Genomic DNA, 14411 nt, shown 5'->3' on the forward strand with positions numbered 1-14411 from the left:
CTATTCTATATAGTCTCGTTAATATTCTGAAAAACAATTTGCAAAAGTACAGCAAATTATTATTTTTGCACGTATCCAAGCAAGAAAATATTTGATGAAACTATTTAAAAGCAGAAAAACATATTACTTATATAACCCCAACACGCTCAGTTACGAGCGCGTTTACCCCTCCGCCAAAGACCGTTTTTTCGGCGTGCTTCGCCACCTGAGTATCGGTATCGTGATCGGTGTCGGCATTTTCTTTATCTTTTCACGCACGTTCGATTCACCGGTCGAGTCGCTTTTAAAGAAGGAGAACAAGTTGTTGCAAACGCAATACGAAGTGCTTTCGTTGCGCTTGAACAATGCGCTGGAAGTCCTGGATGACATACAACAACGCGACGAAAACCTCTACCGCGCGATCTTCCAAGCGGAATCGATCCCCGAATCCGTCCGTAAGTCCGGCTTCGGCGGGACCAATCGGTATGAACACCTGATGAGCCTGTCCAATCCCGAACTGGTCGTTTCGACCACCCAGAAGATGGATATGCTGAGCAAGCAGCTCTATATCCAATCCAACTCGCTGGAGGAGCTTATCACATTGGGTAAGAACCAGGAAGAACGAAGCAAATGTATTCCCGCCATACAGCCGATTGCCAATAAGGACTTGAAACGTACGGCATCCGGTTACGGTGTGCGTATCGACCCGATCTACCGTACTCCCCGTTTCCACTCAGGCATGGACTTTTCCGCCAAAGTGGGCACGGAAGTCTACGCAACCGGCGACGGAGTCGTTACCTTTGCCGCCTGGAAACAGGGATATGGAAACTGTCTGATGATCAATCACGGGCACGGATTCCAGACGCTTTACGGCCACATGAGCAAGTTCCGGGCACGTGTCGGACAGAAAGTAAAGCGCGGAGAAGTGATCGGAGAAGTGGGAAATACAGGAAAATCAACCGGCCCTCACCTTCACTACGAAGTGATTGTCCGTGGCAAACACGACAACCCGTCCAAATACTACTATATGGACCTGACTCCGGAAGAATACGACCGTATGATACAGATTGCCGAAAATCACGGCCAGGTAATGGATTAAACATTGTTTAATACGATGGCATTAAATAAAGATAAAAATCTAAAGCTCTATTTCTCCATCAGCGAGGTGGCGCAGATGTTTGACGTCAACGAGTCGACCCTGCGCTTCTGGGAGAAGGAATTCGACCAAATACGTCCACGCAAGACGGGCAAAGGGACCCGCTCCTATCGGCAGGAAGACATCGACGCGATACGTCTGGTCTACCACTTGGTGAAAGAAAGGGGAATGACACTGGCAGGCGCCCGGCAAAAGCTGAAAGAGAACCCGGAAACAACAATACGTCACGAAGAGATCGTAAACAGGTTGAAGCAGATCAAGGAAGAGCTGCTCGCCATGAAGGAAGCATTCGAAGCGCTGGAAGCCTCCAAATAGCTCTCACCGATAAAAAACGACTTTAAAGAATTAGCTTGTTACGCCGGAAAATCGTACCTTCGCAGCAATTTAATAAAAACAAGAGACATGGAAATTACGGGAAGAATCATCGCCGTACTGCCAGTTCAAGGCGGTATCAGCAAAAACGGAAACGAGTGGAAAAAGCAGGAATATGTCCTGGAAACACATGACCAATACCCTAAGAAAGTATGCTTCCAGATTTTCGGTGCAGACCGTATCGACCAGGCAGCCATACAGCCCGGAGAAGAACTTACAGTATTTTTCGACATAGACAGCCGTGAATATCAAGGACGTTGGTTCACGAATATCAGTGCATGGAAAGTGGAACGCCCAATGGCCGCCGCTCCCCAGTCAGCACCGGGAGCTATGACTCCTGAAAACGTAGTGCCGGCATCCGCACCTGCAGCATCTGCCGTTCCTGATTTCGGTCCGGCCAACCCGATCGACGACCTGCCTTTCTAATAAACAAAAAGGTCATAGCTTTTCCGTGAAAGACTATGACCTTTTTGTCCGAGAGCTATACCTTTTAGGGCAAAGAGGTATAGCTTTTTCAATTTAGTCCGCCACACGAGCAACAGACTGGATATTCTTTATCTTAGAAAGGACTACGCACATCCGCTGGATATCCTCCACGTCATGGACTTTCATCTTCACCCTTCCTTCGAACACACCGTCTTTTGCTTCGATCAGCAGGCGGATGATATTGACATTGAAGTCATCGGAAATCGTGCGGGTGATCGTGTTCAATACACCAATCGAATCGATCCCCTTAATCTCAAGCGTCGCCTCGAATGAAGAATGATGGCTGCTCCATTCCGTATTCAGGATGCGTTCGCCAAAACTGCTTTTCAAGCGCATGGCGATCGGACAGGAACGCTTATGGACTACGACGTTGCCGTCATCATTGATAAAGCCTAGCGATTCATCCCCCGGAATCGGTTTACAGCAATCAGCAATGACATAATTGCGTTCGAAAGCCTCCTCTTTCAGGATATAAGGTTTCTTCTTGTCATATTTCGGCTTTTCTTTCGGTTGTTCTTCTTCCTCTTTCTTGCCCGTAGTCGCTTTCGTTGCTACCCGAAGCGCTTGTTTGACGTATTTGAAGAGGACATTGTCCGTTTTCTCCTTCAACAGCTTATGAATGTTTTCAGGTAGAATCACATCTCCTTTCTCTACCGCATAAAAGAATTCTTCACGTTTGGAGAAGCCGAAATACATACATAATTTGTCGATATTGGACGTGTTTGCCTCCAAATTATTGCGTTTGAAAGCATCGATCACCTTTATTTCTCCTTCTTTTGCGGCCTCCTTACGGATCTTTTTCAGGTAAGCGTCGATTCTAGCACGTGCCCTTGCTGTCGTCACGAAATTCAACCACTCCGGTTGCGGATTCTGCGAACGGGAGGTCAGGATCTCCACCTGGTCACCACTTGCCAGCTGATGGCTGAGCGGCACTAAACGATGGTTGACTTTCGCACCGATACATTTGTTTCCGATATCCGAGTGAAGGGCATATCCGAAGTCCAGAGCCGTAGCTCCCTGGGGCAAAGTCTTGATGTCGCCTTTCGGGGTAAAGACAAATATCTCGGAGGTAAAAAGATTCAGCTTGATAGTATCGAGAAAGTCCAAAGCGTTCGGGTCCGGGCTTTCCAATATCTCAGTAATGGTCTGCAACCATTTGTCGAGTTCCGTATCTTCTTCTATATTATGTTCCTTATACTTCCAGTGGGCGGCAAAGCCTTTCTCGGCAATCTCGTCCATACGGCGGCTACGGATCTGTATTTCCACCCATTGCCCGTCAGGTCCCATCACGGTCAGGTGCAACGCCTGATAACCGTTGGCTTTCGGACGGCTCACCCAATCGCGGATACGGTCCGGTCGAATACGGTAGATATCCGTAATAGCGGAATAGATATCCCAACATTGGTTCTTCTCATCCACACCCGGCAGCGGGTCGAAGATGATACGGACAGCATATATATCGTAGATATCTTCAAAACTAACACCTTTGCTCTCCATCTTGTTCCAGATGGAATAGGCGGATTTCACACGGGCACGCATTTCGTAGTTGAGCCCCATCTCCTTCAACTTCTTGTCTACCGGTACGGCAAAATGCTCGAACAAAGTGTTACGGGCTGCTTCCGTAGATGTCAATTTCAGATTGATAAAGGCATATTCCTGTGGATGCTCATACTTGAAGCTCAGGTCTTCCAGTTCCGTCTTGATGGAGAAAAGCCCCAGACGGTGTGCCAAAGGAGCATAGAGGTAAAGCGTTTCACCGGCTATCTTGAATTGCTTTGCGGGCAACATAGAACCCAACGTACGCATGTTATGGAGACGGTCGGCTATCTTGATCAGGATCACCCGGATATCGTCACTCATCGTCAGCAACAACTTACGGAAATTTTCCGCCTGTGCCGAGGCCTGCTCACCGAAGATACCACCGGAAATCTTCGTCAGGCCATCCACGATTTGGGCGATCTTCTCGCCGAACATATCCTTAATATCCTCAACCGTGTATTCGGTATCTTCCACCACATCGTGCAACAAGGCCGAACAGATGGAAGTGGAACCCAGTCCCATCTCGCGGCAAACGATACGTGCTACGGCTATCGGGTGCATGATGTAAGGCTCTCCCGAACGACGCTTCACGCCGGCATGTGCCTGATTGGCAAAGTTGAACGCCTTGGTTATGCGTTCCACCTTGCGGCGATGGTTTGATTTAAGGTAATCCTGCAACAGCGCGTTAAAGCCGTCCTGAATCATCTGCTCGTCGGCCGAGAGGACGGGTTTCACCTCCTGGGCAGGCTGCATATCCGTTGTGTCTTTTGTATCATTTATGTCGCTCATATCGAATGCCCTTCCGTATTTTAAACGTGTATGTAGGCAAATATATATAAATATTTGCTTATATATTCCCGAAAGCGACAGAAAAAGTTAAACGACCGGAATTTTCAGGACCTGGCCCGGTCGGATATCGGCGCTTGTCAGCCCGTTAGCTCTCTGCAAGTCGTCTGTGGAGACTCCCGGATACTTCTTGGCAATGGAGTAAAGGGAATCACCGGACTGTACTTTATAAGTCAAACTTTTACCTGAAGCGCGAACGGGAACAGTCCCAGTCTTTTCGGTCTTCTTTATCTTGGCGGAAGCGAATGCGACACCTCCGTTATCGACATGCAGACGTAGGCGGCGGCCCTTGGCAACACGGTTAGAACCGAGCCCGTTCCATTTACGGATATCCTTCGGAGTAACGCCATAGCGATTCGCGATGGTATAGATATTTTCACCGGAAGCTACCACATGAGTTATTTTCTCAAGCGTGAGATTCTTCGATCCGTCGGCAGCATTGACCGGCACACAGCCCCCCAATAACTCCTCTATACGATGTGTATAGACCGAATCCTCCTTGTCGACAAACGCATACGTCTGCGATGCCGGAAGTTTCAATACGGAAGGTTCCGTATTCCCCGGTATAATATCGCGTTTATATTGCGGGTTGAGCGCACGAAGCTGCTCGATGTCGATCCCCAGCACATCGGAAACTTGTTGCAGGTGAAGCATACTGTTCACCATAACTGTATCAGTCGCCAATGGAAGGCTGGTCTGCATCGGGCAGATATTATGATCGCAATAGTAATTCATGATATAATTGGCAGCGATAAACAGCGGCACATACGAACGGGTTTCACGGGGCAGGTAGCGGAAGATCTCCCAGAAATCAGTCTTTCCTCCCGAACGGCGGATTGCCTTATTCACATTGCCCGGACCACAGTTATAGGAAGCCAGCACCAGGTTCCAGTCGCCATAAATGGCATACATATCTTCAAAATACTTACAAGCCGCTTCAGTCGCCTTTTCCGGATCACGCCGTTCGTCCAGCAAGCTGTTGATCTCCAAACCATATATCTTACCGGTCGGAAGCATGAATTGCCATAACCCGCAAGCTCCCACACGGGAAAGGGCAACCGGATTCAGAGCGCTTTCGACGACAGCCAAATACTTCAGCTCCAAAGGCAGGTTATGCTTGTCGAGCACCTGTTCGATAATGGGGAAATAGAAATCCGCCATACCTAACATATAACGTACCAGATCACGTTTGCGTCCCGCATACAGGTCGATGCAATCCCTCACCACCTCGTTGTAAGGCAGACGGATCACACTCGGCAGACGTTCCAAGCGTTCTTCGTAAACAGAATCGGGAAAATAAACATTCTCCGCATCATCGTGACAATACTCATCCACTTTCGAAAAGTATTGCACATGCCAGGAATGAAGCAAACTATCCACGTTTGCATCAAGGCTTTCAGGTATCAGGCCCACTACGTCAGACAGCGAGTCTGCCGATAATGTCGAATGCTGCGGTTCGCCGAATATAGGGTCTTGTGCACGGGAGACCTGCATCAGGCAGAACAGGCAGAATAGGATAAGTAGGTTTTTATTCATGATGTTAGAACTTAAAACTGCAATTCAATCCATACGAGCCCGGCGTATAGCGGGTCTTCGGAGTTACCTCCGGCGACCAGTGCATACTCAGGTCCGGAGAAATGTCAAAGTCGAACAGTTGGGCATCCACATACGCATCGATAATACTGATCGCATACACCCCGACTGTAATGATAATACTCAAATCCCTGTAACGGCGGAAGTAATCTTTCCGACGCTTCAGGTTGTCCTGGAACTGGGTGTTCGAGACATATGAACTCTCTTCCCCATTCCTGACAAAGATCGTCCAGCTATCCTGCCAGGGGCCATTATATTCTTTTCCCTCCTTCTCTGCCGCCAATACCTTTTGGTAATCCGCCATGATATCGAAATAGGCAGTCGAATAGTCCTTATAATTCTTATTGTTCCAGGTGATGGCATACATACAACCCATAAAGGCTCCATATACCAACGGAAGCTTCCAATACTTCCTGTTATATATCTGTCCCAGACCCGGCACCAAGGCATAAAGCAGCGCTTTGTTCGGATCAGGTTTGAATTCCTTCAACTTCACCTTCGGCTGGGGAAGCGAGTCGGCTGCCGAAAGCACAGCCTTCACCGTCGAATCGGCCTTAGCTGTTTCTCCGGGAACCACAGCCGTAACGGTCGAATCGGAAGATATCACCGTATCCTGCTTGGCCACTATCGTCCCTTGCGCGTGGCCGGACCATACCGAACAGCACAGCAGGACTATTATCCATAAAATCGCTTTCCCGTTTCTCATTTCAACTTATCCAACAAGCCGATCAGTCTTTCCAATTCATCCTCAGATGCAAAGGGGATCGTTATTTTACCTTTTCCTTTTTCGTTGCATACCAGTTGGATCTTCGTATTAAAGAAACTGGACAGATGATCCTTCAGTAAGTTGAATTCCTCAGGAAGTTTCGGTTTCCTCTGGGCAGGCTTTTCCTTCTTAGCCTGTTCGAGAGCTGCCGCATCCACTCCACCACGTACTATTTCTTCGACATTACGGACAGACAGTCCATCCACCAATATCTGCTCGTAAAGAGCCAACTGCACTTCCGGGTCCTCGACAGGAAGCAGTGCACGTGCATGCCCCATGTCGATCTTCTTGTCTTTCAGCCCTACCTGTATCTCGGCAGGGAGCTTCAAGAGGCGGAGATAATTGGCAATCGTCGCCCGCTTCTTGCCGACGCGTTCGCTCAGCTTTTCCTGCGTCAGGCCGTAACTGTCGATCAGCTTCTGATAAGCCAAAGCAATTTCTATCGAGTTCAGGTCTTCACGCTGGATATTCTCGATCAGAGCCATTTCGACGACATTCTCGTCTGCTGCGGTTTTGATATAGGCGGGAATCCGTTCCAAGCCTGCCATCAAGGAGGCACGATACCGGCGTTCACCGGAGATAATCATATATTTGTCCGTTCCCGTCTCTTTCAGCGTAATCGGCTGAATGACACCCAATGAACGGATGGAAGTTGCCAGTTCCTCAAGCGTCTCTTCCTCAAAAACAGAACGGGGTTGATCCGGATTGGGCTGGATCTTACTCAGCTCTATTTCACTAATAGACGACGAACCGCCCGTTTTCAGGTCGTCCATCGTTATCAAAGCATCCAATCCACGGCCAAGAGCCGATCTTTTCATTACCATAAACTTTCGAATTTATGATTTATGATTTATGATTTATGATTTGAAAAGACAAACAAATCATAAATCATAAATCATAAATCTATTTGTTTTTATCTATCAGCTCCTGTGCAAGCTGCATGTGATTCAAAGCTCCCTTCGATTCGGCATCGTAAAGCAGTACGGGTTTGCCGTAGCTGGAAGCCTCGCTTAATTTGACATTACGCTGAATAACGGTCGTGAAAACCAAGTCCCGGAACGGACGTTTCACTTCTTCGTATATCTGGTTGGCCAGACGAAGACGCGAATCGTACATGGTCAGCAGAAAGCCTTCGATTTCCAAAGCAGGATTCAGCTTCGACTTGATAATCTTTATCGTATTCAACAGTTTACTAATACCTTCCAACGCAAAATACTCACATTGCACGGGTATCATCACCGAATCGGCTGCTGTCAAGGCATTGACCGTGATCAGCCCCAAAGAGGGAGAACAGTCGATCAGGATATAATCGTACCGATCTTTCAGCGGAACCAGCACTTGTTTCAATATCTGCTCCCGGTTCTCCATGTTCAGCATTTCAATCTCCGCACCTACCAGGTCGATATGCGAGGGGATAATATCCAGCCCTTCCACTTCCGTATTGGTAATAGCCCCTTTCGGATCGTCGCCATTCACCACACATTCGTAGATCGACTGCTCCACACTGCGGATATCCACACCCAATCCCGACGAAGCATTTGCCTGCGGATCCGCATCGACCACCAGCACCTTTTTCTCAAGTGCAGCCAGCGATGCAGCCAGATTTATCGTAGTGGTAGTCTTACCTACCCCACCTTTCTGATTTGCTAAAGCGATAATCTTTCCCATACTTTGTCTATTTATTCGGGAGCAAAACTAAACATTAAAAACCTAACACAAACCAGTTCAAACAAAACAATGTCCGTTTTGTTGAAAAGTCACCTTATCTGTTGATAACTTGCAAATATAAACAGAATATTTAATAACTTGTTTCAAATGAGCGAGATGGAGGGTATTTTTTAGATATCCGAATATTCATGTCTACAACTATTTTCATTTACTATATCTTACGGCATTCAACTCCGATAAAATATCATCGTCAGACAGTTCAACATCTTTAGGACGAGACTTGACATACCGGTCCAACATACTTTCTTTAGTAGACGCAGACCATCCCATTTTTTTGCCAATTGCCGGAAAAACTTAACATCAGCTTTAGGAATGTTCAAATAAAAAACCTTGTATTGTCGTATCCATAATAAAATTCCATTTTTACAAAGAGACAGGCTCTCAAACAGATAACCTATAGTTCAAAGTTGAAAATACAAACGTACACTCAAAGCTCTACCATCAGAATACAGCAGCTATCTTTTTTATATCGTTCAACTTTTCAAGCAAGGAACTATTCTTACGAGCCATTTGTATATCATAATCCGTCTGCATTCTTACAAGCAGATCGGCATTGATACCTAATGCAGCCTCCAACAGCAGCGCAAACTCTGTTGTTATAGGACGTTTTGCATTTAAAATCTCGTTAAAAGCAGAATAAGACAACTCGAATTTTTTTGCAAAAGCCTTTTGCCTGATACCTCTGCATTCCAACTCTTCCTTTACCAATTCTCCTGGATGATAAGGGCGGAAGGAGTGTAAGCTATTATCAGTCAGTTCCATATGACATATTATTTATAATGGTTTGTAATATCAACTAAAGAACATATTTCCACGGTTGTTTGATTATTGGCATTTGTTATTTCCCGAAATTCAAGCTTGTATTGGTCATTGATTCGAAGAGAGGAAAGTTCCTTCTTACCACCGATCAATTTCTCGTAGTTCAAAGATCTGTATTGATACAATTCTTCCATCTTAGAGGCATTCAACAAAGCTTTGACACATTTGAGATAACCGTTAATTATTTGCGGTTGAAAGCGATGTTTTTTATCATCAGTTTTCCTTTTTGCATAAAGTTCGGCCAAATACTTTCTTTCAAATTCTACATTCATGTATATGTTCTTAATTAGCACAAAGATAAGAATACATAAGACAATTCGCAAAAATAGGGAATTATTTTTATGCCAAACAACCATCGGGGCAATAGGGGAGAAAGAAACTTCCGCCTTGTTGGCATTTAGATTTTGTTAACAACAGTGGAACGATACGAAGTGGCTTTTTCCAGAAAACGGCAGATTCAGGCTATTATAGCAATAGAGGCCGGCAGATTGAAGATATCATGTATATTATTGACAAACTTGGACTTACACAACTATATAAGGTACATATATACATTATATAAAAAAACGGATTTCAACCTTGTTTTAGAGCGTTTTTATATTTATAAGTAGTTGGATATAAAAAAGATAGAGGTGATTTTCAAAATGACTAATGAAAACGTACGTTTAGATTCGTCATTTTTCAGCTACAAAAATACAACTACTTTTTAAACCTGCAATCCTTTCTCCCAATAAATTTTCCTTTTCTATATTCTTTCTTATCAATTAGATAGCCTAACCTGTACGAAAAACCTTCTTTCTGATACGAACCCTCCCGAAAGTCCCGAAAAAATGACTAAAAAAAACGTACGTTTTCTCTCGTCATTATACAGGAATTTGGTTAACTCTTGTAAAACAAGAGGTTTGAGAAAAGAAAGAAATATACAGATATACTATTTATTAATTAAACATTTTAGAATTATGAACAAAAAGTTTTCTACTCTTTTGGCCGGTGTCCTACTGGTCGGTAGTGTCGGGGCGTTCGCACAAACTGCACCTGATGAATTAAAGACTGGTGATGTTGTTCTTGTAAAGAATAGTATTACCCAAGGGCCACAAGGGGATCATCCTTGGCCTACTTATCTAAAAGCGAAAGGTGAAAAAGGAATTGTCCCGGTTGAACAAAGTAGTTTTAAACCTGCAACCGCAGCTGATATAGATTCAATCAGTTGGAAAGTGACAGTTCGTGAAAATGCAGGTGGCCTGAAAGATTATGCTTTTGAAAACGTTGCAACCGGTGTTAAGTTGGCTTATGATGCTCCGGCCAAGACTGTTGATTATGCAGGATATACTGAGATCAAGGCTTCTACCGATTCTGCAAAAGTAGTAACAGCGACTGACGCTAATGCTTGGTGGTCTTTAGATGCATATAGTGATGGCAACACAGAAAAAATGTACACGCTTGCTTATCGTTATACAACAGAAGCAGGTGATTCAATCGTTGCTTTGGGATCTTATCGTTGGTTCGCTAATGGAGAAGATTACATGGTTCGTTCAGCTCGTTTGGCAAAAGCGAAAGATCAGAGTATGAGAGACGCTTTGGCCGGTCTTGTTGGAGCGACTGCTACTATTCAGATTGCTTCTTTTGCGCATTGGCAGTTGGATAAAGATGGTGTTGAGACTTTAAAGAACACTTTGATCAACATGACTTATGCCGATCTTAAATTGCCGGTTATCCAGTCTACAAATATTCCGGGATTGGCTAACTTTCAGGTAGTTCCTGTTAAGAGTTATGCAAGTGGCGACATCACTTTCTATGGAGCAGCAGAAGATGCAGACGCTGCTACTCAGTTTGCATTCTTGCCGGCTTCACAGATCGGTGTTGAGAATCCAGAATACTTCACAATCGACACAACTCGTTACAGACTGGAAAGTGTACATCAAGACAATGTATTTGGTTACGGTTTGGGCACTGATACGATCATTACGAAAGCAGCAACAAAAGAAAGAAATGGCTTGAAGGTGTTCTCTATGTCTTACTTGGTAGGATATCCTGACAGTGTGACATTTACTCCGGCCGCTGCTGTTGAATATGTGCCTGCCACAGCTGCCGCTGCTGCGACTTTTAAAATCGTTGACAACGCATCAGGTGCTACTGTTTTAGGTGCAGCCGTATTGGATGACAAAGAGTTGGTTTCTACGGTTGTAAAAGATAACAATGCAAGAAAAGAAGGTACTTTGATGCCTTACGCATTCGAAGCTCCTGTTTATCCGGAAATCGCTGAAGGTTACTACTTCTTCCAGTCTACCAACAAGGCTACAGCTGACAAGTATATCGTAAACAGCTTGTGCGGTACAGCAGTTAACAGCTACAGAGAATTTGTAGACGAAGTATCGGCTGACAACTCTTACAATGTATGGGTAGTAGAAGGCGAAGGCAAGGACATGACGATCAAGAACCGCTACACAGGCGAAGACTTCTCTTTGATCCTGTTCGAAGCCGGCGAAGGTCTGTACACAACAGGCAAGTTGGATACATTCAAGATCGAAGCTATCGAAGACATCAAGAAAGGTGGCGTAGACTATTATCAGATCGAAACTCCTGAATACAAGAAGTTCGCTTTGAGCTTGGTGAACGGTATCGGCGAAAACATCTATGTGACAACTGTGGCTGACTCTGTATTAGGCGTTAAGGTTGACGATGCTTCCCTGTTGCTTTATCCGACAGTTAAGGAAACAAAGAAATACGGTGTAAACGATGAATTGGTTGCTGAAACTTATACATTCAAGACAAAAGATGGTAAAGTTTTAACCAGAAATGCAAAAGGCCAATTGATCATTGATGAAGAAGAAGGAGCATATCCTGTGATCTTTGCATTCAAGAATGCAGGTAACGGTGAATACTTTGCAGTATACAATGTTTTGACAGGTACAATGGCTTCTCAAACTACACAAACAGTTTGGTATCTGAATGCTCAAGCTACAGACAACTATATGCAGTATGTTTCAGGTGTAGGCTGTCCGGAAGGCCAGGATCGTTTCACTTTGGAAGCTCCTGCCGCTCCGAAATACCTGACAGTTGCTCCGGGCCACTATACGATCAAGACAGACGGACGCGAAGATATGTTGACAATGGGTGCTGACAGCGCTGCCATCTTCCGTCGTATCACTTCTGACTTGAAATCTGATTACAACAAAGAATCATTTGCATTGTGGATTGATACAGCCAAGTTTGACGCTGGCGAAACTCCGCTGAACGTACCGACTTACTTCATCATGAAGGGCGCAGCCTACGAAGAAGACACATTGGCCGGTAATTTCTTGGGTGCATATCGTACAGACTCTGTCATGTTTGTTGAAGCTAAACGTGTTGCAACAAAAGATACTTTGGTTATCGCTTCTACGGAAAAGGCATTAAAGAACGATGCTGTTAAACCGTACCAGTTCAAGTTCCCGTTCGTCGACGGTGAAGAGGGCGCTGTTTACGTTCAGAACGAAAACAACCAATACCTGCGTATCATCAACGAATATGTGACTTTGACTTCTAAAGAAGAAGAAGCTATCGCAGTAAATGTAGTAACAACAGAAGCTCCTACGGCCAACGAAGGCGTAGAAGTATCTGAAGTAAAGGTGATCGCTGGCGAAGGTCAAGTAACAATCGCAAGTGCTGCCGGCAAGAAGGTTGTTATCTCTAACATCCTCGGTCAGGTGGTTGCTAACACAGTTCTGACTTCTGACAACGCTGCCATCGCAGCTCCTCAGGGTGTAGTCGTAGTAGCTGTTGAAGGTGAAGAAGCTGTTAAAGCTATCGTAAAATAAGAACACTGTCCATTCTGTAAGGGCGGAGTAGAACCCCGCCCCTACGGACAGACAAAATTTTATAATCAAATAATTCTTCGGCTGCGTGCCCGTAAAACGGCAATTACCCTGCGAGAGGCGAATAAGTGGCCGGATTTAATATTAATAATACTAAAGTATATTGAATTTAAAAGTTCAAGTTGTCTTCCCCCTGCGAAGGACGAAGGCATACAAAAAAACAAGCCTCGGTAGTGTACGAAAACTGTCGGGGCTTCGTTGTTTATCATAATCACTTGTTACTTTTGGCTTGATCCAAAAGTAACCAAAAGATCAAGGCTTAACCGGCTGGGCTACTCCGGTCAAAGACTACGCTGTCGCCTGCGAAACTCGCTTCGCTCAGACAGCGCAGGCTCCGGACGCTCCGTCTTTGCCCTTCGCTTGACGCCCATCCGCTTAGGCCTTTCTTAGAAAGCTACGCTTTCTCTTGGGATGGCCGATGCCGACCGTTCTTCTGCGATCCCGCGCGGGGCGCGGGAACAGGATAGTTTCGAGACACCCTCACAAGTGCGAGGACAAACACGGAGACAAGCCCGACAAACACAGAAGCAGCACGGAGGCAAGCACAGGGACAAACCCGTTCCCACACTTGATGCGGGATCACAAAGAAGCAGGCGGTATCGGCCATCCCCAAAGAGCCGTCAGGCTCTACTTCCGGCCTAAGCTGGTGAGCGTTAAGCGCAGTGACCGGAGTGAGCGTCCGGAGCGTCTGCTGTTTGAGCGAAGCGAGTTTCAGACGCGACAGCGAACGAAGGGAACGGAGTAGCGAAGCAGCTTAAGCCTTGATCTTTTGGTTACTTTTGGATCAAGCCAAAAGTAACAGAACAATCTTGAACTTTTGGTTACTTTTCTTTCAAGCCAAAAGTAACAGAACAATCAAATAAAAAAATTTATAATGAAAAAAAACGAACGCTTTCACCGAAAGCACAAGAAATGGCGGAACTATACACCCGCCTGGAAAACCTCAAGTCGAAACAGACGGAAGGAGTGAAAACAACCCGCTACACGACCGATGCCGTCCGGGACACACGCAAGCGCATACGCGAACTGCTCAGTGAAGCCGACGGGCTCGAAGAAACACAGATCCCGATAGACGATGCACGCACGCTCGTCGAATATTTCAGCGGGATACGCTACCTGCCGGAGTTCAAAAAAGACACGGAAAAGGCAACAGGGCTCTTCAAAGCCATGCAAGTCATCTTCGGATTCGCCGTCGCCGTCACGACACTGTCCACTTATTATTATTCAAGAGATAAAAGAAATCGGCAAGAATGTTAATTTTCAACAAATTAAA

12 protein-coding genes are annotated in these 14411 nt (G+C 45.5%); 5 read left to right on the plus strand and 7 right to left on the minus strand.

What is annotated here, in order from left to right; genetic code table 11:
• Positions 1-94: 94 nt before the first annotated feature.
• From NQ564_RS13635 to NQ564_RS13645, 3 genes are all read left to right on the plus strand, one after another.
• On the plus strand, positions 95-1078 hold the full coding sequence (locus tag NQ564_RS13635) for a M23 family metallopeptidase (protein ID WP_008156653.1): 984 nt from the start codon (positions 95-97) through the stop codon (positions 1076-1078).
• A 15-nt stretch (positions 1079-1093) separates the two neighbouring features.
• Entirely contained in the window at positions 1094-1450 is a 357-nt protein-coding gene (locus NQ564_RS13640) for a MerR family transcriptional regulator (protein WP_005634196.1), read from the plus strand.
• An 87-nt stretch (positions 1451-1537) separates the two neighbouring features.
• Entirely contained in the window at positions 1538-1933 is a 396-nt protein-coding gene (locus NQ564_RS13645) for a DUF3127 domain-containing protein (protein WP_008146034.1), read from the plus strand.
• A 93-nt stretch (positions 1934-2026) separates the two neighbouring features.
• Here the strand turns inward: NQ564_RS13645 and NQ564_RS13650 are convergent, their stop codons facing one another.
• The 7 genes from NQ564_RS13650 to NQ564_RS13680 all read right to left on the minus strand — a co-directional run bounded on the left by NQ564_RS13650 (position 2027) and on the right by NQ564_RS13680 (position 9556).
• Positions 2027-4321, minus strand: coding sequence for a RelA/SpoT family protein (locus NQ564_RS13650; protein WP_008146036.1), 2295 nt, complete (start codon positions 4319-4321; stop codon positions 2027-2029).
• Between the two features lie 87 nt (positions 4322-4408).
• Positions 4409-5914, minus strand: coding sequence for a lytic transglycosylase domain-containing protein (locus NQ564_RS13655; RefSeq protein WP_008146038.1), 1506 nt, complete (start codon positions 5912-5914; stop codon positions 4409-4411).
• Positions 5915-5918: 4 nt separating this feature from the next.
• Positions 5919-6677 carry a DUF5683 domain-containing protein gene (locus NQ564_RS13660; protein ID WP_008146040.1) on the minus strand — a complete coding sequence of 253 codons (759 nt, stop codon included), beginning with the start codon at positions 6675-6677 and terminating at the stop codon, positions 5919-5921.
• Positions 6674-7561, minus strand: a complete 888-nt coding sequence (locus tag NQ564_RS13665; protein WP_008146042.1) for a ParB/RepB/Spo0J family partition protein — start codon at positions 7559-7561, stop codon at positions 6674-6676. The genes NQ564_RS13660 and NQ564_RS13665 overlap by 4 nt, the downstream gene beginning before the upstream one ends.
• 79 nt (positions 7562-7640) lie before the next feature.
• Positions 7641-8405 (minus strand): ParA family protein, encoded by a 765-nt coding sequence (locus tag NQ564_RS13670; RefSeq protein WP_008146044.1) that lies wholly within the window; start codon positions 8403-8405, stop codon positions 7641-7643.
• A gap of 501 nt (positions 8406-8906) precedes the next feature.
• Positions 8907-9227 carry a HigA family addiction module antitoxin gene (locus NQ564_RS13675; RefSeq protein ID WP_008146047.1) on the minus strand — a complete coding sequence of 107 codons (321 nt, stop codon included), beginning with the start codon at positions 9225-9227 and terminating at the stop codon, positions 8907-8909.
• Between the two features lie 8 nt (positions 9228-9235).
• Positions 9236-9556, minus strand: coding sequence for a type II toxin-antitoxin system RelE/ParE family toxin (locus NQ564_RS13680; RefSeq protein ID WP_039847979.1), 321 nt, complete (start codon positions 9554-9556; stop codon positions 9236-9238).
• Positions 9557-10243: 687 nt separating this feature from the next.
• Between NQ564_RS13680 and NQ564_RS19370 the strand changes: the two genes are divergently transcribed.
• Together NQ564_RS19370 and NQ564_RS13690 are read left to right on the plus strand one after the other, a co-directional pair.
• Entirely contained in the window at positions 10244-13081 is a 2838-nt protein-coding gene (locus tag NQ564_RS19370) for a DUF6383 domain-containing protein (protein WP_278737004.1), read from the plus strand.
• Between the two features lie 969 nt (positions 13082-14050).
• A complete protein-coding gene (locus tag NQ564_RS13690) occupies positions 14051-14395 on the plus strand; it encodes a hypothetical protein (RefSeq protein ID WP_008146057.1) in 345 nt (114 codons plus the stop codon).
• Positions 14396-14411: the final 16 nt, after the last annotated feature.

It is taken from the genome of Parabacteroides johnsonii DSM 18315, assembly GCF_025151045.1.
GTDB classification, from domain to species: Bacteria; Bacteroidota; Bacteroidia; order Bacteroidales; family Tannerellaceae; genus Parabacteroides; species Parabacteroides johnsonii.